Genomic DNA, 20,404 nt, shown 5'->3' on the forward strand with positions numbered 1-20,404 from the left:
ATGTGGAAGATCCCCCTCTGCGACCTTCATTTTGGCCCTGAAGAGACCCAGGCCGCGGCGGATGTCGTGGCCTCCGGCTGGCTCACGATGGGCGAGCGCACGCAGGCCTTCGAGCGCGCGCTCGGCGAGGCGTTCGGCACGACGGGCGTGCTCGCCATGACGAACTGCACGGCGGCGCTGCACCTCGCTTACCTCGCCGTGGGCGTGGGCCCCGGCGACGAGGTGATCTGCCCGAGCCTCACGTTCGTGGCGACGGCGAACGCCGCGCTCACCACGGGCGCGGACGTCGTGCTCGCCGACATCGTCGGGCCGGACGATCTCACGATCGATCCCGCGGACGTCGAGCGGAAGATCACGAAGCGGACGAAGGCGATCGCGGTCGTGCATTACGCCGGCTACCCGTGCGACATGGACGCGATCCTCGCGATCGCCGAGCGGCACGGCGTCGCGGTGATCGAGGACGCGGCGCACGCACCGCTCGCGACCTGGAAGGGTCGCGCGCTCGGGACGATCGGCGACGTCGGTTGCTACAGCTTCTTCTCGAACAAGAACCTCTCGACCGGCGAGGGCGGCGCCGTCGCCGCGCGCACGGACGAGCTCAGGCAGCGTTGCAAGCTCCTGCGATCGCACGGGATGACCACACTCACGCTCGATCGCCACAAGGGGCACGCGTTCTCGTACGACGTCGTCCTCGCGGGGCAGAACTACCGCATCGACGAGATCCGCAGCGCGATCGGCCTCGTGCAGCTCGGCCGCCTCGCCGAGGGCAACCGCATGCGCCGCGCGGTCGTGATGCGGTACCACGAGCGCCTCGCCACGATCGGCCGCGTGAGCATCCCGTTCCGCGATTTCGAGTCGCGCGGGGTGGGAGAGGGCGCCTACCACATCATGCCCGTGCTCCTGCCCGAGGGCGCGCCGCGCGAGGCTGTGATGGCGGCCATGAAGGCGCGCGGGATCCAGACGAGCGTGCATTACCCGCCGATCCACGCCTTCTCCTTCCACGGCGCCACCGAGCGTGTCCGCTGCGAGGGCCTCGCGCGCACGGACGCGCTCGCCCCGCGCGAACTCACGCTCCCGCTCTACCCGCGCATGACCGACGCGCAGGTCGACGAGGTGTGCGCGGCGCTCGACGCGTCGCTGCAGGAAGTTTTTCCGGGCTGAACTGAAACGCTTCGGCGTCAGAACAAGCCGAACGACCACGCGAGCGTCTCGATCGTACGCGTTCGAAACGACGGATCACGCGTCGTCGCATACCTCGCGTTCCTCCAGGCGAGCATCCCGCCTTCCATCGAGGCCACGAACGTCATCCCGCCCGCTTCGAGCAGTCTCGCCGCCGTCGCCGATCGATCCCCGGACCGCGAGAGCAGCACGACGAGCGCGTTTCGAACGGGACACGGCCATCACCACGATCGTCGTGAGCGCGCCGAGGTTCTCGATGAGGCCGAAGGGCAGGAGGTAGCAATAGGCCCACGCTCCGGTGCGTGAAGACCCGATATCCCGCGGGGATCGGGATGCTCAGCCAGGGGAGCGTGTTGCTGATGACCAAGCGGATCGTTCGTTGGGATCCGAAGGATCCGCGGTTTTCCAGCGTCTTGCAATTGACGCAGCGGCCACGCGCCTTTTCGTTTCGCTCGTGGAGAAACTTCGGCTTTCAGGAGGCTACCCTTCGAGGCGGGTCGAGGATATAAGGGCCCCCTTCGCGAGGGACGATGCCGATGAAGGAAAAGAAATACCGCTGCCTCGTGTGCTCCTACGTCTACGATCCGGAGATCGGCGATCCGGACTCCGGCGTCGCGCCGGGTACGGCGTTCAAGGACATCCGGGACGACTGGTATTGCCCTGAATGCGGAGCTTCGAAGGCCGATTTCGAGCCGATCGACGATTGAGCCGCGATAGCGTCGTCGGCCCGCTCGTGCGCTCGGGGCGTGCGGGCCCACGACGTCGCACACGGCAAGATCCCGGCGAGGCGGCCGCGAGGCGGACCTTGACGGGACTTTTCCACGTCGGCTAGGATCGGTCCGTTACTTACTATCTAAAGGTTATAGAGGATACACCACCGACGCCCTTCGTCGGTGCTGCCGACGAAGGCTGGTCGAGTCTGGCAGTTCGTCGAGCGGGCGAGCAGCCCAGAGAAGTGGGTTGCTACGGAAAGGAACGGCGCATTCGAATGGACGTATGGATCCGGCCTCGCTGCGCGCGTTCCGCGCGGAGCCTGTCTCCGCGAGGGTGTTCGTCCGGGAAGACGCGGAGGAAGTCGGGGTTTGTCCCCGTACCGAAGCCTGCTGATCGTGGTACCCTCGTGACCCATTGCCGGAAAGGGAGGTTTGCGTGAAAAAGTCCAGCTGGGCTTCGAGCTTCTCGCTCGCTATCTCGGCGCTCCTCGCCGCCACGGCGTATGCCGCGTGCACCGATTCATACTCGGACCCGGAGGCGTCGGGCCCGGGCTCGGGGCCCGGAGGACCCGGGGGAGGCGGCGACGGCGGCTCCGGCGGCGTCATCATCGACACCGACAGCGGCGTAGGCTGCGATGACACGTGCTCGAACGATCTCACGGCGGTCGTCGATTGTTATGGCCAGGTCAAGGTGCAATGCACCTCGGACCAGGGCTGCGCGAATGCGAAGTGCATCGACAACCCCTGCCAGGCCGCCGAGGAGTCGAAGAGCTCGTACGGCTGCGATTACTGGGCGCTGAAGACGGCGCTCCGCCCGCAGGCGGACGGCGCCTGTTTCGCCGCATTCGTGGCGAATACCTGGTCGAAGCCGGTGCACCTCGAGGTCTCGCGCAAGGGCTCGACGCTCGATCCGTCGACGTTCGCGTACATCCCGAGCATCGGCGCGAACGGCGCGATCCAGTACGACCCGTACAACGCGGCGACGGGGATCGACGTGGGACAGGTGGCGATCCTGTTCCTGTCGCGCAAGTCGCAGGGCGCGAGCGTCGTCGACTGCCCGAAGCCCGCGGCGCTGAACCTCGAGACCGGCGTGATCGACACGGGCAAGGGCGACGCCTTCCACATCACCACGGACTACCCCGTCGTGGCCTACCAGATCTCGCCGTACGGCGGCGGTCAGGCGTACGTCACCTCGGCCACGCTGCTGCTCCCGACGAGTGCTTGGGACACCAACTATCTCGCCATCAACGCGTACAAGGCGAGCGAGATCTTCTCCGACGCCTGGCCCTCGATGGCGATCCTCGCGCACCAGGACAACACGAAGGTCACGCTCCTGCCGAACGTGGCGGTCGTCGGCGGCGGCGGCGTCCCCGCATCCGAGGTGAACAAGCCCGTCGACTACATCTTGAACGCGGGCCAGTTCCTGCAGATCACGCAGCCCGAGGAGCTCACGGGCAGCCCCATCGCCTCGGACAAACCGATCGGCGTGTTCGGCGCGTCGAAATGCATGAACGTGCCGTCGATGCAAGACGACTGCGACTCGGGCCAGCAGCAGCTCGCGCCGGTGCGCGCGCTCGGCAACGAATACGTGGCCGTGCGGTACAAGAGCCGGTCGAGCGGGTCGGAGGAGTCGTCGCGGTGGCGGCTCGTCGGCGCGGTCGACGGGACGGCCCTCACCTGGACGCCCACGAAGCCCGCGGGCGCGCCCACGACGATCAACCAGGGCCAGGTCCTCGAGTTCGACGATCCGGGGCCGTTCGTCGTGCGCAGCCAAGACGTGCAGCACCCGTTCTACCTGGGTGCCTACATGACGGGCGGCGCGCCGTTCGCGGCCGTCGGCGATCCGGACTGGGTGAACGTGGTGCCGCCGCAGCAGTTCCTGCGTCGCTACGTGCTCTTCACGGACCCGACGTACCCGGAGACGAGCCTCGTCGTGGTGCGTGTCAAGTCGAAGGTGACCGGCGAGTTTGCCCCCGTCACGCTGAAGTGCAAGGGCGAGCTCGACGGGTGGCAGGCCATCGGCGACTACGAGTACACCCGCGTGGACCTCGTGAAGGGTGATTTCCAGGGCGTGGACGGCTGCACGAACGGGCCGCAGGAGATGTCGAGCACGCAGCCCTTCGGCGCCACCGTGTGGGGCTGGGGCACGACGCAGCAGACGCTCCGCGTTTCGTACGCCTATCCCGCGGGCGCCGGATTCCTGCCCATCAACGAGATCGTCGTTCCGCCGACGCCGAAGTGACCGTCCATGACGCCCGGGTGACCTTGCGTGAAGGGAGGGCGCGCAACGGTCACCCGGTCTGGCCGGGACAATGATACAGAGGACATCGCGTGATGGTTCGACGACATACGGGACCCGCATGGGCAGTGCGGGCGAAGAAGACCCTGCTGCCCGGCGCCACCCTCCTTGCGACCTTGCTCGTGCCGCTCGCGGCGCACGCGCAAGACAAGACGTTTTACCTCGACCGGCTGCAGATCGGCGGCGCGCCTGCCGACGGCCTCGGGATCTGGCGCCCTGAGATTGGCCAGACGCGCCTCTACGGCCAGTTCGGGCTCGGCTTCTCGCTGAACCCGCTGCGCGTCGACAACCACGTCGACAACCTCGACAAGGCCGAGACGCTCAAAGGCCCGCCCGTTGCCAATCAGCTCACGGCGTACATCACGGCCGGTGCCGAGATCCTCGAGCGCGGCGCGGTGCAGGTGACGCTGCCGCTCGCGCTCTACCAGAGCGGCAACCCCACGGGCAACTCGGCCGTCGCGCTCAACCAGAACGTCAACATGCAAGCCTTCGCGCCGATGGATATGCGGCTCGACGGTCGCTTCATCGTGTTCCGCACGGAGGACAAGTCCTTCAAGCTCGGCCTGCGCGCGTCGGCGTTCTTGCCGACCGGCGACGAGTTCTCGTTCGGCGGTGACAAGGAAGCGTGGGGCAGCGTCGGTCTCGCCACGGAGTACGACGCGAAGAAGTTTTTCATCACGGTGAACGCGGGCTTCTCCATCCGGCCCACCGCGAAGCTGCACGAGCTCACGGTCGGTCGCGAGCTCACGTACGGCGTCGGCGGCTACGTGCCGCTCATGCAGGATCGTCTTCGCATCGGGGCCGAGATCTTCGGCTCCGTGGGCATGCTCCCCGAGACGCTCGGCGAGCTCGACGCCTCGCCGCTCGAGTGGTCGCTCTCGGGTCGCATGGCGCTCGACGCGAAGAAAATTTCATGGGCGGGCCTCTCGATCGGCTCGCGCCTCACAGGCGGCTACGCGCCCGACATGCGCATCGTCGCCGTCGTCGGCGGCGCCTTCCAGCTCAAGGACACCGAGGTCGGCGCGGGCTCGGCGCGTTACCAGTTCCGCGACGACGTCGACACGGACAAGGACGGCTTCCCGGACCTCGTCGACATGTGCCCCGTCGACAAGGAAGACAAGGCGCCGCCGAACCCCGACGACGGCTGTCCGACGATGTCCGATCTCGACAAGGACGGCATCCCCGACAACGTCGACAAGTGCCCGGCCGTCCCCGAGGACAAGGACAACATCGACGATCGCGACGGCTGCCCCGAGGACGACGCCGATCAGGACACGGTGCCCGACGTCGAGGACAAGTGCCCGAAGGAGCCGGGCATGCGCGGCGACGATCCCGAGAAGGAAGGGTGCCCGCAGTTCATTCGCCGCATCAGCGGATCGAGCGAGATTCAGATCACGAAGCAGGTCGAGTTCGAGTTCGACAGCAACGTGATCCTGCCGAAGAGCTACCCGATCCTCGACGAGGTCGTGCGCCTGCTCAGGGCGAACCCCGAGATCAAGCTCGTCAGCGTCGAAGGCCACACCGACGACGTCGGCAAGCCCGAGTACAACGACAAGCTCTCGGCGAACCGCGCCGCGGCCGTGCGCGACTACCTGATCAACAAGGGTGGCATCGCAGCGAACCGGCTCCAATCGAAGGGCTTTGGCGCGCGCAAGCCGGTCGCGAGCAACGCGTCGGCCGAGGGGCAGGCGCGCAACCGTCGCGTCGAGTTCCACATCGTCACGCAGGCGATCGAGGGGCGGTGAGCCTCGCCCGAGGCGAGCGCGGAAGGCCCTTCGGGCGCGCGCTCGTCCTCGGGATCGTCCTCGCGGCCGCGGGGCAGGGGAGCACGGAATACCTGCCCGCGGCGCAGGCCGACGATCGGATCGTGCTCGGCGTCGATCGCGACGACGACGACGTCGATGGTCGGCCCGACGCGGAGCAGGACGTCGTCGCGCCGTCCACGGACCTGTTCGAGCTCGTGTTGCCGAAGGGCAAGGATCGAACGATCGAGGTCCGCGGCGACGTGGCGCGCCTGCTCGTGGATGGGCGGCCGTTCTCGGGGAGCGTGATTCCCGCGGGCGCGAAGCGTATCGCGCTGCAGGCCGTGCGGCCGGGGCGCGGTGAGGTGAAGGCGTTCGGGCGAACGCGTACGATCACGGCGATCGACGTGCGGCCGGTCGATGGGCAGGGCCGGTTCGTGGATCCGGCGCGCTCGCACGCTTCGCTCGAGCGCACGCCGCCCGAGCGGCTGCCGGCGGATCCGTATGCGAAGAGCACGAACCCCGACGCGGTGCGCTTCGTCGTCGTGGCCACGGCGGACGATCTGCCGCCGGTCGTGCGCGTGACGGGCCGCGCGCCGTCGGGCGCGATCGTCGATCGACTCGAGCCCTTGATGCTCGGGCCGGTTCCGTGTCCCGACGGCGTGGGCGCGTCGCTCACGTGCGCCTCGACCGCGCCCATCCGCGTGGTGCCGGACGAGATCGATCGAAACCACCCGACGGTGCGTGATCGATCGGTGCGCGCGGAGCTCGGCGGCGCGGTGGAGGTCGCGCTGCTCGGCGAGCCGCGCAAGCTCGGAGGCCTGCGCGTTGCAGGTCCGCGCGTATCGCCGCTTGGTTCGCTCGTGCGCTACCGCGGCGTGCTGCGCGTGTTCCTCGTGCGTCCGCGATCGGGCGGGCCGCCGCCCGTGGGCGGAGACGACGCGGGCGCGATGGCGCTCGCGCGCGCGGACGTGGCGCAAGCGAGTACGCTGTGGGGCGCGTGTGGCGTGAGCTTCGGGCCGCCCGCCGAGACGGAGATCACGATCGTGGATCCACCGCGCCCGCACCTCGTGGCGCTCGGTTGTGATCATGGCTTGCCCGCGGCGGGCGGCGGCAAGGTGCGCGTGCGCGTGGACGGGCGCGAGATCGCGGTGACGCTCGAGAAGGGCACGACGCCCGCGGGCGCGGCGCGCGTGCTCGCGACGGCGATCGCATCGGCGGGCTTCGTGGCCCGCGTCTCGGACAACGCGACGATCGCCGCGGGCGCGCGCGGGAGCTCCGACGTGCTCGTGCGGCGCAAGAGCGGCGAGCCTGCGCTCGTCGAGCCGCCCGCGTCGGGGCCGGTCAGCACGGACACGCTGCTCACGGCGTGCATCGGGCGCGTCGAGCTCGAAGACGGGCTGCAGCACTTCAACGACATCGACGCGATCGCGGGCACGGTCGAGGAGCGCGCGCTCATCAAGGCGCTCGACGATGGGGATCCGTCGACGATCGAGGTGATCGTGGTTCCGAACTTCGCGGGCAGTGGCCGTATCGGCGAGAGCTTCATCGGCGCCGACGGTGGCGCGGTGCGTAACGTGCTCATCACGGATCGCGCCGCGCTCCGGGCCGACCGCGCGAGCTTCGCCCTCGCGCACGAGCTCGGGCACGTGCTGCTCGACGATCCCGGTCATCCCGACGACTTCGGCCGCGACACGCCCACGCGGCTCATGGATGCCGATGCCGCGAACGGGACGGCGTTCGGGCCGCGGCGCCTGCTCGTCGACGAGTGCGCCCGCGCGCTCCGGCAAAGCGGCCCGATGGCGGCCGTTCCGCTGCTGCGCCCGTGGCCGCTCTCGCCGCTCGGCAAAGAACGCTGAGGGAAGCGAGCGAAAGGCCGCGAGAGATTCGGCGGGTCAACGAGCTTCGACCCGTGCTAGACGATGTCCCTCGCAATGTCGGTCAGCCAGTCGAGGGCCCTCGCCGGGGGGATCGCGCTTTACCTCGCCGCGTTCGTGGTGCTCTCGATCGCGCTCGTGCGGCTGTACTCCGCCTTGCTCGGGCCTCACTTCGAGCTCGTGTGGTTCATGCTGCTGCCGCTCGGGCTTGGCCTCGGGGCGCTCCTCGGATCGGTCGTGCGGGGCATCGGGAAGCCTCCTCGCAGCGCTGCGCCGGTTGCGCATTTCGCCGCGCTTTCCGCGGGCGCGATGGCCGTCTCGGTCGTGGTCGGGGTGCGCGCTCGCTCGGTCGACACCTTCGATCGTGCGGCGCTCGGCCAGCTCGCGATCTTCCTCGGCACCTCGCTCCTGCCGTTCCTGCTCGCGGGCGTGACGCTCACGGGCGCGCTCGGCGTGGCGCGGCGGCGCGTGGCCGACGTCGGCAAGAGCGGGCTCCTCGGCGCGGCGTGTGGCGTCGTCGTGGCGGCGTTCGTTCTGCGGTTCGGGCCTGCGCGGGTGGGGCTCGGCGCGGCGATCGCCGCGAGCCTCGCGGCCGCGCTGTTCGCGGTCGCGGCGCGGCGTGAGTTCGTCGAGACCGAGGGCGAGGGGTCGTCCGGTGAAGCGGAGTCGCCGCGGGTGCACCTCGGCGTCGTCACCACGTTCGTGCTCGGCTGCTCGGTGCTCCTCGCGGGCGAGATCGGCGCGCCGTACCTCAAGCTCGCGACCATCCGGTGGATCCAGATCGAGCGCGTCGCCTTCCAGCGCTGGACGAACCGCGGCCTGCTCACCGTGGACAAACCCTCCGCGGGCGCTGCGTGGCTGCGCGCCGACGGCACGATGGGCACGCCGATCTACGAGGGGAAGCAGACGCCGCCGGCCTCGCCGGACGAGCTCGGCTACGTCCTCCACAAGGACAAGGGGCCCGTGCTCGTCGTGGGATCGGCCGGCGGGCGCGGGCTCCGGTCCGCGCTTCGGCAGAACCAGAAAGAGATCTACGCGGTCGAGCCGGACCCGACCCTCGTGCACGAGATCATGCGCGGCGAGTCGCGCGCGTGGAGCGGGGAGCTCTACGACAAACCCGAGATCCGGGTCACGGTCGACGGACCCCGCGCCTTCGCGAGGCGCCCGCCCGTGCCTTATCGCAGCATCGTCGTCGGGTACGTCGACGCCTTCTCGCCTTCGCCGGTCGGCGCCGTCGCGGCCACGCCGATCCCGCTCTTCACGACGCAGGCCGTGCGAGATCTGCTGCTCGCGGTCGTGCCCGAGGGCACCGTGACGCTCTCGCGCCCCGAGGTGGAGGCGGATCGGCTCGTCGCGCTCGCGACGCGCGCGCTGCGCGACACGGGCGCACAGACGCCTGCGAAGCACCTCTTCGGCTGCACGAAGGACAAGATCACCTCGCTGCTCGTGAAGCGCACGCCGCTCCACGCCGAGGAGCTCACGAACCTTCGGTCGCACTGCCGGCGGCACAAGTACACCGAGCTGCTCATGGCGGACGCGCCGAAAGGGAACATCCGTCGCTTGCTCGTCGAGGGGGCCGATCCGGCCGCGCTCTCGGCGCAGCAGGGCACGGATCTCCGGCCGCCGACGGACGATCGTCCCTTCTGGTTCTCCACGGTCGCGCCGGGCAACCTGAAGAAGACGCTGCTCGACGTGCGTGGGCTGAAGGAGAACCAGCGAGGGCTCTTGACGATCGCCGCCGGCCTCGTGGTGACGGCGATCGTCGCGTTCATCGCGCTGCTCGGGCCGCTCGTGGCGGCGCGGCGGACGCTCGACGGCGCTTCGCGTGGATCGATCCTGCGCGCGGCGCTCGCGCTCGGTTTTTCTGCGGCGGGTCTCTCGCTCATCGGCGGGGCGCTGATTCCGCGGCTCGGCGTGGTCGTGGGCCGTGCGGATCTCGTGGCGCTCGTGCTGCCGCTCGTCTTCTTGCTCGCGCTCGGCGTGGGCTTCGGGCTCGGGCATCGGCCCGGGGATGTGGGCGCGCGGGGCGCGGCGCAGCGCTGGTCGCTCGCGCTCGTGTTCGTCCTCGCGCCCCTCGCGATGGGCCTCGATCCGGCGCTCGGTTTGGCCCTCGGGCTCACGCTGCCGGCGCGGATCGGCGTCGCCGCCGCGATCCTCGGCGTGATCGGCCTCAGCCTCGGCGCGCTCCTCGCGCTCGGCGTGCGCATCGCATCCTCGATCGCCGATCGCGCGTTGCCCCTCGCGATGGCCGTCGCTGGATCGTTCGCCGCGTTCGCGCTCTTCGGCGGCGCCCTGCTCGCGCTCCGCCTCGGCTACAGCGCCGCCGTGCTCTGCGGTGGTGCCTCCGTGCTGCTCGCTGCTGCGTTCGTCCCTGCGGCGCGGCGGCCGACCCGGCTCGCGGCGCCGCGCCCCGAGCCTCTGCCCGGCGATCGCGTCACGCCGATCAGCGAACGCCCGACCGTGCCCGAGATCGATCTGCCCCAGGGCGCCTCGGCCCATTCCAGCTAGAACATCGAGCGGTTTGACGACCGCTCGATGTTCTAGCTTTTCGTCTCCCCAAAAACCGACATCCCCACAGGGGATTGCTCTCCGGACGTGGGGCTTTTTGACGTGCGCGGGGTAGGATCGGGCAGGAGAGCAGACAGCGGCTCGGGGGGGACGCTGCTGCTCTCGCGAGCGAGGGGCGCACCGATCGCGCCTCTCGCTCGTTTTGCGTTTGTCGGGACACCCGGTTCCAGGGACCCCCGGCCGGCCTTGTCGAAATCACCCGTCCGGGTTGCACGTCTTGCGGCACGATCTTGGCGCTTCGAGGCGGGGCAACCGGGAGGCGTGCTTGCCGCGTCGCGACAAATAACGCCCCGGATGGCCGAACCGAATTCCTCCGCTATCCTGGACCCATCCTCATGTCCAGCGCGATACCCAAAGGCGGGCGAGACACCCTCAAGCAGTCGCTCGTCGAGCTTCTCCCGGTCGCCGACGCCCTCGACGCATCGGATCTGCGGGATGCGGCCGAAGCGTGCATCGTGCTCCTCGACGCTCCGATGCGCGTCGATCAGAAGAGCCTCGCACCTTTGCTCAAGCTCACGCATGAGCGCGCGGCCGAAGTCTTTCGCCGCGGCGCCCGGGATGCTGACGGCCCGCTGCGCGCCCGCCTCGAGGCCTGCCGCGCCCGCGCCGAGGCCCAGGCCAAGCAAATGCAGCAGTTCCTCCCCACTTTATTTTCGTGATTTCGGGTGGTGGGCTTTTCGTCGAGGAAGCCGGGCCTCCTCGGTCCCGCCATGCGCCTTTTTCTGGCATTCTTTTTTATTGTCGCCGCATGTGACGCGCCGTCACGTCCCGACGCCGTCCTGCCTGCGCCGCTCACGAATTCGACGTCGGTTCCGGATTCGCCTCCGCCTCCGAATCTGCACGCGGATCTGCCTTCACCGGCGCCGCCGCGTCCGCATCCGGCCTGCCCCGAGACCATCGGAGTCTCCGAGGTTTGGGCGCGCCCGGACGGATTGGCGCGTGTCGTTCCTGCCAAACCCGGCGCGGTCGGGCACATGGAGCAGGACTTCGCCGGTCGATCCGTCCGGCTGCGGTTCGTCGGGACGCACCTGTTCGATCTTCTCGACAAACTCCTCTACGAGGGAGGGCCGACCGAGCTCGATCGACGCCGCGTCGCCTGCATCGCGCTCGACGCCGTGGCCCGGAGCGGCGCACCCGTCGTTCGCCTGTGGGGTTCGCTGAAGCAAACGGGCTCGCCGACCGAGATCAAGCACGCGGCCGACATGCTCGCGCTCCTGCTCGACGAAAACGCGCGCCGCGAGCGACCTTTGCGTTTCATCGTCACGCTACAGAACCACCAGGCCGGCTACGGCGCCCCGGACAGCACGCGCTCGCTCGACGACCAGGATCCGAAGAGCCCCTTCTTCGCCCGACGTTTTTATCTGGAAGGCGGCTGGAAAGAAAAAGGCGCAGGCACCCTCGCCGACCGCATCGAGGCCTTTGCCGAGAGGCCCGCGATCGCGCAAGATCCCGCGATCCTGGCCTTCGAGCTCGTCAACGAGCTCGACACGTTCCGGAACGTCGCGCGCGGCACCTGGGACGGCCCGGAGGCCTCGGTTTGGGTGAACGATTTCGTGCGCCCCGCGCTCCGCCTGCTCGGCGAGCGTTTTCCGCACCCGATCCTGCTCGGCGACCTGCGCGGGCACGAGGCGGGCTACGTGTCCTTTCAGCGCGCGTGGATCGAGGCGCTGCCCGCTTCTCTTCGCGCGCGGCTCGTCTGGACGGCGCACGTGTACACGACCGTCGCGCCTTCGAACGAGGACCCCGCGTTCGCCCGCGCGACGTGGAAGCTCGACCATGACCTCACGATCGCCCGGAGCCTCGGTTTGCCCTTTCTGCTCGGCGAGCTCGGCCAGCACGTGCCGAAGAGCGCCCTGCAGTTCTGCCGCGGCGGCGCGAAACACGACCTCGGCCAGCTCTTCGACGTGGTGCTCGGCCCGGCCAGGCCACGCGCCGAGCGCCGACCGATCGAGGCCGCGATCCTCTGGGGCGAGGGGCTCTGCAATCTCGACGTGGAGGGCGGCCGGACGATCTCGATCGGCGCGGGCGGCGACTCGGCCGACATCGGCCCGGACGAACCCTGGGCGCGCGAGCGGATCCGCGAAATCCGGCAGGATCCTCGATTTCGTGTGGAATGACCAACCGGCTTAGCGGCAACAATACTTGACGGCGCCCTCGAGCAGCACCGCGCCGCTCGGCGTGCCGCCCGCGGATGTACAGGCGCCCGTGTAGACGCTGGCTTCGAGGGCGAGGATCGAGAAGGTGGCGGAATCGGCGAGCGTGGAGACGTCGACGCAGGTGTCGCCCGTGATGTCGATCGGGGGATCCGCGTCTGCGCCCGAGCCGGACGGCTGGCAGTTGTTCGTATCGAAAATACGATAGGCGCCGCCCTCGCATCCGGCGCCCTCCAATTGGCACGTGCAAGCGTCGCACGTTCGCGCGTCCTGCCCGCCAGCATAGGCCGTCAGCGTCTCGGCTTCCCATCCGCTCGGGCATACGCCGCCGCCGCTGCTCCGCACGCAGAGCCGCGCTCCCTCCTCGAGCGGCGGCGCGCAGGTGGAGCCCTCGGCGCAGCCAGTCCCCGCGCCGAGCTCGCAGGCCGAGACGATCTGCTGGAAGAGCTGCGGCTCCGTGAGCTCGCCGCCGCTCGCCGTGCACGCGCCCTCCGATTGCACGGCGCCCGGGCCGATGATGCGGCAGCTCGCGGACGGGAACGGGAACGGGCCGAAGGGCGCTTCGCATTGCCCGACGTTTTGAAGCGTTGTGTTGACGACCTCTCCCGAGCAGTTTTTGGAGGGCCAGCACCGGAATTTCGGCGGGGCGCAAGCGCCGCCCTGGACGTCGCTGCACGCGCAGGGTGTGCAGGCCGCCGGCGCGGGGGACATGTAATGGGCGGAGCCCGAAAAGCCCGCGGGGCACGCGGGCCCGGACGTGCCGTCCCAGGCCGAGTGGCGGACCCAGAACGGGCCTTCCCAGCCGGGAGGAGCGTTCGGGACGCAGAGGCTCACGCCACAATCGGGATCGGCGCAATCGGTGAGGCCGTCGCCGTCGTCGTCGACGCCGTCGCCGCAGATCTCGTCTCCGGACGCGAGGACGAGCTCCGGCTCGATGCTGCCAACGATCTGGCATCCGCCCAGAAGCGCGAAGAGCCCCACGAAAGTTCCGATCTGCCGTTTGTAAGCCATGCCGTGCCTCGCTCGGTGACCACCATACCCGATTCCGCGACGAGGACGTTGCCAGAGCGAGGACGCTGGGCCTAGAATCGATCCGGGGTGCCTTTATTCGAAAGGCACCTTCCGCGGGTGGTGGGTCGATTTCACGAAGCTCGCCGCTATGCGGGTAACGACTCCTTGGATGGTTGCTTGGGAGCACGATCGCATGAAGAAGCTGACAAACGAGCTCACTCGTCCTCGTAGACCTCGGCAGATTCGGGTGGCGGCCGCGGCGCTTCCCGCAGCGGCGCGCCTCGCGCTCCGCCGTCGCACCTTCATGATGGGGCTCCTTGGCGGCGTCGCCGCGACGTTCGCGGCGGGGTGTGGCTCCGATCCCATCCAACCGGATCCGGGGACGCCCACCGCGCCGAGCGGCGTATCCATCCCGGAAATCAGGGAGGGCGAGGACGTCATCGCGTACGTCACCCGCGTCAAGGGCAAGTACGACCACGAGTTCTACAAGGCCGTGATCGGCGCCGCCAACGAATACAAGGAAGGCGACGAGGCGCTCGGCATCGCGGCCGTCGACGACCTGTCGCGGCAGAACGCGCGCAAACTGCTCTCGAACACGAAGATCGGCGATCTCGCGGATCGTCCGATGCTCGAGGACGCGGTCTATTCCCTCATCATCCAGACGACCGACGCGCCCGCGCTCGAGGGCGCGCGCGCCTGGAAGATGTCGGAGCTCAAATCGTTCTTGCTCGAAAAGACCGAGGACGAGATCAAGGCCGTCATGGTGGGCCTGCCGAGCGACATCATCGGCATGATCGTGAAGCTCATGAGCAACGACGAGCTCATCAAGCTCGGCCAGACGGTGTTCAACCCGCTGCCGGGCTCGAAGATCGGCGCCAAGGGCTACATGGGCGCGCGTATCCAGCCGAACTCGCCCACGGACGACACGAACGACATCCTCTGGCAGGTCATGAACGGCTTCGCCTTCGCGGTCGGCGATGTCGTGCTCGGCAACAACCCCGTGTCGAGCGAGGTCGCGAGCGTGCACGCCATCGAGGAGGTGCTGAAGGACTTGCTCGTCACGTTCAAGCTCGAAGACACGATGCCGCATTGCTGTCTCGCGCACATCGACGTGCAGGCGGCGGTGGAGAAGCAGTTCCCGGGCTCGACGGCGCTCTGGTTCCAGAGCCTCGGCAGCACGACGGACGCGAACGCGACGTTCGACGTGACCGTGGAGAAGATGCTGAACCACGCGGCGACGCGCTCGGGCAAATACGGCCTCTACTTCGAGACGGGCCAGGGCGCGGACGCGACGAACGGCCACGGCGCGGGCTTCGACATGGTCGTGCACGAGGCGCGCAAGTACGGCTTTGCGCGCGCGCTCAAGAAGCGGGTGGCCGAGGCGCAAAAAGCCGCGGGCAACCCCGAGGAGCCGTGGGTGCACCTGAACGACGTGGCCGGCTTCATCGGCCCCGAGGTCTTCCGCACGAAGGAGCAGCTCGTGCGCTGCTGCCTGGAGGACATCGCGATGGGCAAGCTCCACGGGCTGCCGATCGGTCTCGATATCTGCTCGACGCTGCACATGTCGGTCGATCTCGACGATCTCGACTGGTGCATCGACCAGATCATGCCGGCGAACCCCGCGTACCTCATGGGTTTGCCCACGAAGAACGATCCGATGCTGTCGTACCTGACGACCGCGTTCCAAGACCACGTCCGGATCCGCGAGAAGTTCGGCTACAAGGTCGACGACAAGATGTGGGCGTTTTTCCAGGAGCTCGGCGTGATCGACGCCATGGGCAAGCCCACGCAGTACTTCGGCAACGTGAAGTACGTCTATGCGAAGTATCTGCAAGCGAAGGGGGATCCGCGCACGGTCGAGGAGATCATGAATGCGCAGGAGACGGCCTCTGCGCTCGACGCCGTCAAGAAGCGGGGCGTGTTCATCGCCGAGGGCTACGGGACGAACCCGTGGGATTTGAACCCCGAGCTCGACCAGTACATCCGCGCCCTCGTGGCCGACGGCAAGAAGAGCATCCTCGCCGAGCTCGATCCGGCGTTCGTCGCGACGATCCCGAGCATGGTGAAGGTCTGGACGGGCGCGAAGGATCGTGACGATTACATCCTGCACCCGCCGACGGGCGAGCAGCTCAAGGAAGACGCGGTCCGCGTGGTCGAGAAGCTGCGCGACGAACACGCGGGCAAGTACGACGTGCAGATCATGATTTCGGAGGGCCTGAACGCCTTCTCGATCTCGGATGCGGGCCACGTCGACAAGTTCCTGCCGGCGCTGCGTGCGGAGCTCGAAAAGGCCGGTTACAAGGTCGCGCCCGAGCACATCGTGTGCACGGCGGGACGCGTGCGCGCGGGCTATCACGTCGGCGAGATCCTGTTCGGGAAGATCGCGGACAAGCAGGGCAGACGGGCCATCGTGCACGTCATCGGCGAGCGGCCGGGCAGCGAGCACCGCGCGTTCTCGGTGTACATGACAATTCCGACGGTCACGTACTGGGCAGAGCCGGGCAAGGTCGACCACGACATCACGAGCGTCCTCGCCGGCCTCGCCGACACGACGTATGCCTTGAATGCGGACAAGAAGAATGATCCGGTCGAGTCCGCAAAGCAGGTGGTGACGCAGCTCAACGACCTCAAGGGGAAGGCGTTGCCCTGACGTCGTGCGAGGGGCTCGCCCGTGAAGGCGAGCCCCTTTCCGCGATCATTGCGGCAGCGCGATCGCCCGGAGCTCGGTGCCCGCCGCGTACGAATAACTCACATACGAATCGAACCCGCCCACGGTCACGATGACCGGCACGCCGGCGACGACCCGGTGGACGCCGTCATTTTGTTTGCCCGGCAGGGTGACGACGAAGTTCGCGAGCCCTTGGATGAGGGGAAAGCTGAGCTGGCAGTTGTAGACGAGGAGCTCGGGCGGATTGCCGCCGCGCTCCTCGGTCGTGAGGCCGTCGGCCGCGGTGACCTCGCAGGCGTCGGGGCCGAGGAGGAGCTCGTCGAGCAGGACGCCCTGGCCCGCCGGCACGACGATCGAGATGTAATCGAATACGTATTTGTCGGGCGTGAGGAAGACGTAGTCGGGCCGGGCCTGCTCGAGCGGGGGGACGATGAGCAGGCTGGGATCGCCGCCGGGCAGGCCGCGCCGCACGCCCGCGGCGTCCTGGCTGCCCATGATCTGCGCGACGATGATGGGCTCCGTGCTCTCGGCCGTGAAATTGCGGTAGGCCGTGACCTCGGCAGAATCACCGAGCCATTTCAGGTCGATGACGTCGTAGGGCGGCGGCAGGCTCGTCGTGATCTTCGCGCCGGCCTTCGAGGCGGCGACGAAACGCACGTAATCGGGCTCGGGGACCTCCTCGATGAGCCCGCCGGCCTGCTTGACCATACGCGTGCGGCTCGGCGTGTGCGGAATGGCGAACGTTTTCCCGGCGGTGCGGATCGGATCGAGCTGATCTTCGAGGTGATCGGCGCAGCAGCGTCGATACGCGAGGGTCGGGAAATGGGGCGCGTCCGAGGCCTCGCCGCCCGTGAAGACCGCAATGGGCCGGTTCGACTCGATGGTGCTGCCCGTGAAGTCGGCGTTGAAATCGCCCGTCTCGAGGTTGAGCACGTCGAACGCGTCGAGCCGCACCTCGACCGTGCCGTTCGCAGGCGTCTCCGGCACGGGGCCGCCGCCCACGACCATCGCCCTCGTCTTCACGCGCACGGTGGTGTCCGGCTGCGTGCCCACGACGGTGAGGAACGAGCGGAGGTGGGTGGGGTCGTTCGGGTTGAAGTTCGTGTCGGGATCGTCGGTCGCGGCGATCGTCTGCGGCCAGCCGACGACGACGTACGACGTGATGACGCTGTCCTCGACGCCGAACGAGAGCGCCTCGGTCGGCTTCAAGAGCGACGCGTCGTTCGAGAAGACATTTACATTTTCCAGCGGGTTGAACTGGTACGCGACGACGGGGAAATCCGAGCGGATGCGGAAGGCGTGCCTCGTCAGCGCCGTGTGCGTGCCCGTGTCGTATTCGCCCTCGGGGCTGCCGTCGACCTCGCGCGGACCGAGCTTGAAGACCTGGAGGTTCAGGGGCGCGATGACCGCGGTCGCGATGTCGTAAGGCGCCGCGGGAGAGCCTGGCAGGCCATCGTCTTGCGCGATGCGCACGGAGACGGCGATGTCCGGATGCGGGTTCGAAACGACGACCGCGAACTGCTGCGCGGCCGCGTTGCTGGTCGCGTCGATCATCGCGTTGTCGAGGTCGACGGCCCAGTACTCGCAGCCGACGTTGCTCTTCTCGACGGTCGCGCGGCCGCAGAGGTCCACGCAGCTCCCGACGCGGCACGCGATGCCCTTCGACGGATCACACGTGTCGACGAGCGTCGCGGCGGTGCCGTCTTCGTTGCAGCGATAGGCCTCCTGTCCCTTGCAGCTCCCACCATTCGGGAGGCACGCCGTGCAGCGGAGCAAGGTCGGCGCGCAGACGAGGCCCTCGGCGGCGCAGTCCTCGACGATGGTCCACGCGAGGCCCGCGCCGGTGTCCGTGCAGCGCTCGAGCGCGGTCGTGCAGCGTTCGAGGCCGAGCTCGCACGCGGGCGGCGGCGGGGGCTTGGGCTCGACCTCTTCCCAGCGGGTGGATTTGTCGAAGCAACTCGCGAGCAGAGCCATCGTGCCGAGGGCGAGGGCGCCCGTGCCGAGCTTCTTCGAGCGCCTGGATCGCTCGTTCATGCGCGTGTCCTCGCTCGGATCACAGGAAGACGTTGAAGTAATCGAGGGCGTAGGCGCTCATGCCGCTCGGCCGGATGTCGCGATAGCGGAGCGCGCCGTAGGAGAACTTGTCGACACGCGCGCCGTAGACGCCGATGGTGATGGGTCCGCCCGGCAGGCCGCCTTCGGGGAAAGGGAAGCCCGAGAGATCGGGGATCTCGACGGTATGCGAGCCCTTGGGCACGACCACGGTCCAGCGGATGAGGCCGCCGCCGCTCGCGATGTCGTAGACCGAGAGGTCGATCGCCGAGCCGCCCGCGCCGAACGTGGTGGCGAGGTGTCGGCCATCCCAGGCCGCGCCGCTCGCCGGCGTGTTCAGCGTCGGAACGCCGACGAACCCATCCACGACGAGGTTTTGTGCGGTGCTCGTGGAGAGCAGCCGGCCGACGACGGACATCGGCGCAGAGGCCTGCGGGCCCGTGACCGCGCGGGCCGTGGAAACGTACGTCGCGCCAAACAGCGAGCCGTCGAGCGCAGGCAGGCCGACGAACGGGATGGGCCCGGCGAGCGGGAGGAGCGGGGCTTTCACGCCGGAAGGAAGGATCGCGTAGCCATCGTTGCCGAGCATCACGGAGACCGTGGCGCGCACGCGATCCGGCCCCTTCGGCCCCGGCGCGGGCGGCGCGACGTCCATCGTGAGGGCTTGATCGAGCGTCCGATCCATCACGATGTAGACCTGGTCGGTGTACGCACCCGGCTGCACGCTCACGCCTTGCACCATGCCCATCGCGTACGCCGTGAACTTCGGCGGCACGCTGTTCGTGGTCTCGACGCCGGCGAGCGCGTAAAGCGCGCGATTGCCGGCGCTGCTGCCGAGCTGGAACGCGTAGCCGATCTCGCCGGGCGCATCGGGGAGGATCGCGGTCGAGGGGTGCGGGAGCTGGAAGGTCGCGGTCGGATCCAGGTTCGCGTGGAAGACGTACGCGGCCTGGCGCTCGCCCGGGGCAGGCGCGGGCACGTTGATCCAAGGGGATTTCTTGAACTCGACGCTGCCCGTCCAGACGAGCTCGCCACGGACGCCGCCGCCCGCGCCGGGTTTGCCTCCGACGGGCGGAGGATCGCCGTCGGCCACGCAAGCAGGGCTCAGGACGGGATCGAGATAGATCGTGACCGTGTCGACGGGGACGTCGACGAACGTGATGGGGCTATGGCACTTCGCCGCGATGGTGACGGTGCGCGGCCCGGCGAGCGAGGGATCGTCGAAGAGCGTCACGCCCGTCGAATCGACCTGCTTCACGAGCGCGGACGGGAGATCGCTGCCCACGATCACGTGCGCGCCGGGGATCGGGTCGCCCGTGAAGTTGTCGTAGACGAGCACCTTGAGCTTGCCCGCGATCGGATCGCCGGAGAGGCCGCCCTTGAAGCCGTTCGTGCTGTCCTCGTAGGTGTACGCGTCGAGCACGACGATCGGCTGGCCGTCGCCCGCGTCGACCGAAACAGGCTTCGCGCCGGGCGTGCCTTTGGGAACCGTGCACGTGATCGACGTCGGTCCGTTGACGGTCTGCGTGGTGCAGGGTTTGCCCCCGATCTTGGCGATCGCGCCGGGCCCCCAGCTCGTGCCGTCACCGACGATCTCGATGACCGTGCCGCCGGAGACGGGCCCGCTCGACGGGGCCGCGTAAAGCGCGTCGTACGCGTATCCGCCGGGGAGCGAGCGGCGCGTCGATTCGTCGTCGCCCTTCTGCACGGTGAGCGTGACCGGGCCGGCGGAGCCCTTCGGCGCGACGATCTGCAGGCGGGTCGGATCGATCGGCACCATCGTGGACGCGTCGGCCTCGACCTCGCCGAACCAGACGCGCGTGGCCGCCGCGAAGCCGTTGCCACGCAGGAGCACGCGCTGGCCGCCGGTGAAGGGGCCGTGCGTGGGATCGGCGCCGATCACGGCGTAGGGATCCGCGTTCGGGATCTCGGGCGCGGCGTCGATGGGCGGCACGCCTCCGTCGAAATTGATGAGCGGATCGTCTCCGTCGCCGTCGGTCTGGCGACGGATGCCCTCGGGCGCGCCGGCGATACACGCGGAGGCGGTCAGCGCGAAGAGCAGGAAGCCCCGGAGGAAGAGCTTTTTCGGGCTGGCTTGGAGGTCGCGCACCCCACGAGTGTACGCGATGCAGGCAGGTACGG

The 20,404-nt window shown here is 68.7% G+C and carries 13 protein-coding genes; 9 read left to right on the forward strand and 4 right to left on the reverse strand.

Annotated features, from left to right (window positions below):
- Window positions 1–1,161: a DegT/DnrJ/EryC1/StrS family aminotransferase gene (locus KEG38_RS22075; RefSeq protein ID WP_272421659.1), complete on the forward strand. Its 1,161-nt coding sequence runs from the start codon at window positions 1–3 to the stop codon at window positions 1,159–1,161.
- A gap of 17 nt (window positions 1,162–1,178) precedes the next feature.
- On the opposite strand, the gene KEG38_RS22080 is transcribed toward KEG38_RS22075, so the two are convergent.
- Window positions 1,179–1,370, reverse strand: a complete 192-nt coding sequence (locus KEG38_RS22080; RefSeq protein WP_272421660.1) for a rhodanese-like domain-containing protein — start codon at window positions 1,368–1,370, stop codon at window positions 1,179–1,181.
- Window positions 1,371–1,715: 345 nt separating this feature from the next.
- Between KEG38_RS22080 and rd the strand changes: the two genes are divergently transcribed.
- The 7 genes from rd (at window position 1,716) to KEG38_RS22115 (ending at window position 12,495) form a co-directional block, all read left to right on the forward strand.
- Window positions 1,716–1,886 carry a rubredoxin gene (gene rd / locus KEG38_RS22085; protein WP_272421661.1) on the forward strand — a complete coding sequence of 57 codons (171 nt, stop codon included), beginning with the start codon at window positions 1,716–1,718 and terminating at the stop codon, window positions 1,884–1,886.
- 442 nt (window positions 1,887–2,328) lie between these two features.
- Complete coding sequence (locus tag KEG38_RS22090) at window positions 2,329–4,134, forward strand: IgGFc-binding protein (protein WP_272421662.1); 1,806 nt, start codon at window positions 2,329–2,331, stop codon at window positions 4,132–4,134.
- 92 nt (window positions 4,135–4,226) lie between these two features.
- On the forward strand, window positions 4,227–5,936 hold the full coding sequence (locus tag KEG38_RS22095; RefSeq protein WP_272421663.1) for an OmpA family protein: 1,710 nt from the start codon (window positions 4,227–4,229) through the stop codon (window positions 5,934–5,936).
- A complete protein-coding gene (locus KEG38_RS22100; RefSeq protein ID WP_272421665.1) occupies window positions 5,933–7,792 on the forward strand; it encodes a hypothetical protein in 1,860 nt (619 codons plus the stop codon). Before KEG38_RS22095 ends, KEG38_RS22100 begins: the two co-directional genes overlap by 4 nt.
- 63 nt (window positions 7,793–7,855) lie before the next feature.
- The gene (locus KEG38_RS22105) at window positions 7,856–10,318 is read left to right on the forward strand and encodes a hypothetical protein (protein ID WP_272421666.1); all 2,463 of its coding nucleotides are present in this window, start codon (window positions 7,856–7,858) and stop codon (window positions 10,316–10,318) included.
- A 395-nt stretch (window positions 10,319–10,713) separates the two neighbouring features.
- Window positions 10,714–11,037 carry a hypothetical protein gene (locus KEG38_RS22110; RefSeq protein ID WP_272421667.1) on the forward strand — a complete coding sequence of 108 codons (324 nt, stop codon included), beginning with the start codon at window positions 10,714–10,716 and terminating at the stop codon, window positions 11,035–11,037.
- A 51-nt stretch (window positions 11,038–11,088) separates the two neighbouring features.
- The gene (locus KEG38_RS22115) at window positions 11,089–12,495 is read left to right on the forward strand and encodes a glycoside hydrolase 5 family protein (protein ID WP_272421668.1); all 1,407 of its coding nucleotides are present in this window, start codon (window positions 11,089–11,091) and stop codon (window positions 12,493–12,495) included.
- A 9-nt stretch (window positions 12,496–12,504) separates the two neighbouring features.
- On the opposite strand, the gene KEG38_RS22120 is transcribed toward KEG38_RS22115, so the two are convergent.
- On the reverse strand, window positions 12,505–13,542 hold the full coding sequence (locus KEG38_RS22120) for a hypothetical protein (RefSeq protein WP_272421670.1): 1,038 nt from the start codon (window positions 13,540–13,542) through the stop codon (window positions 12,505–12,507).
- A gap of 193 nt (window positions 13,543–13,735) precedes the next feature.
- Here KEG38_RS22120 and eutB point away from each other — a divergent pair, with 193 nt between their 5' ends.
- The gene (gene eutB, locus KEG38_RS22125) at window positions 13,736–16,192 is read left to right on the forward strand and encodes an ethanolamine ammonia-lyase subunit EutB (protein WP_272421671.1); all 2,457 of its coding nucleotides are present in this window, start codon (window positions 13,736–13,738) and stop codon (window positions 16,190–16,192) included.
- A 45-nt stretch (window positions 16,193–16,237) separates the two neighbouring features.
- On the opposite strand, the gene KEG38_RS22130 is transcribed toward eutB, so the two are convergent.
- Together KEG38_RS22130 and KEG38_RS22135 are read right to left on the reverse strand one after the other, a co-directional pair.
- Window positions 16,238–18,244, reverse strand: coding sequence for an IgGFc-binding protein (locus KEG38_RS22130; RefSeq protein WP_272421673.1), 2,007 nt, complete (start codon window positions 18,242–18,244; stop codon window positions 16,238–16,240).
- 19 nt (window positions 18,245–18,263) lie between these two features.
- Entirely contained in the window at window positions 18,264–20,372 is a 2,109-nt protein-coding gene (locus tag KEG38_RS22135) for an IPT/TIG domain-containing protein (protein ID WP_272421674.1), read from the reverse strand.
- Between the last annotated feature and the right edge of the window lie 32 nt (window positions 20,373–20,404).

The sequence above is a fragment of the Polyangium jinanense genome, from assembly GCF_028435265.1.
Taxonomy (GTDB): domain Bacteria; phylum Myxococcota_A; class Polyangia; order Polyangiales; family Polyangiaceae; genus Polyangium; species Polyangium jinanense.

Excerpts from the sequence above, each read along its gene's own strand:
- KEG38_RS22130 (WP_272421673.1), bottom strand. The coding sequence starts at position 18,244 with ATGAACGAGCGATCCAGGCGCTCGAAGAAGCTCGGCACGGGCGCCCTC.
- KEG38_RS22110 (WP_272421667.1), top strand. The coding sequence starts at position 10,714 with ATGTCCAGCGCGATACCCAAAGGCGGGCGAGACACCCTCAAGCAGTCG.
- eutB (WP_272421671.1), top strand. The coding sequence starts at position 13,736 with ATGAAGAAGCTGACAAACGAGCTCACTCGTCCTCGTAGACCTCGGCAG.
- KEG38_RS22095 (WP_272421663.1), top strand. The coding sequence starts at position 4,227 with ATGGTTCGACGACATACGGGACCCGCATGGGCAGTGCGGGCGAAGAAG.
- rd (WP_272421661.1), top strand. The coding sequence starts at position 1,716 with ATGAAGGAAAAGAAATACCGCTGCCTCGTGTGCTCCTACGTCTACGAT.
- KEG38_RS22115 (WP_272421668.1), top strand. The coding sequence starts at position 11,089 with ATGCGCCTTTTTCTGGCATTCTTTTTTATTGTCGCCGCATGTGACGCG.
- KEG38_RS22075 (WP_272421659.1), top strand. The coding sequence starts at position 1 with ATGTGGAAGATCCCCCTCTGCGACCTTCATTTTGGCCCTGAAGAGACC.
- KEG38_RS22120 (WP_272421670.1), bottom strand. The coding sequence starts at position 13,542 with ATGGCTTACAAACGGCAGATCGGAACTTTCGTGGGGCTCTTCGCGCTT.
- KEG38_RS22105 (WP_272421666.1), top strand. The coding sequence starts at position 7,856 with ATGTCCCTCGCAATGTCGGTCAGCCAGTCGAGGGCCCTCGCCGGGGGG.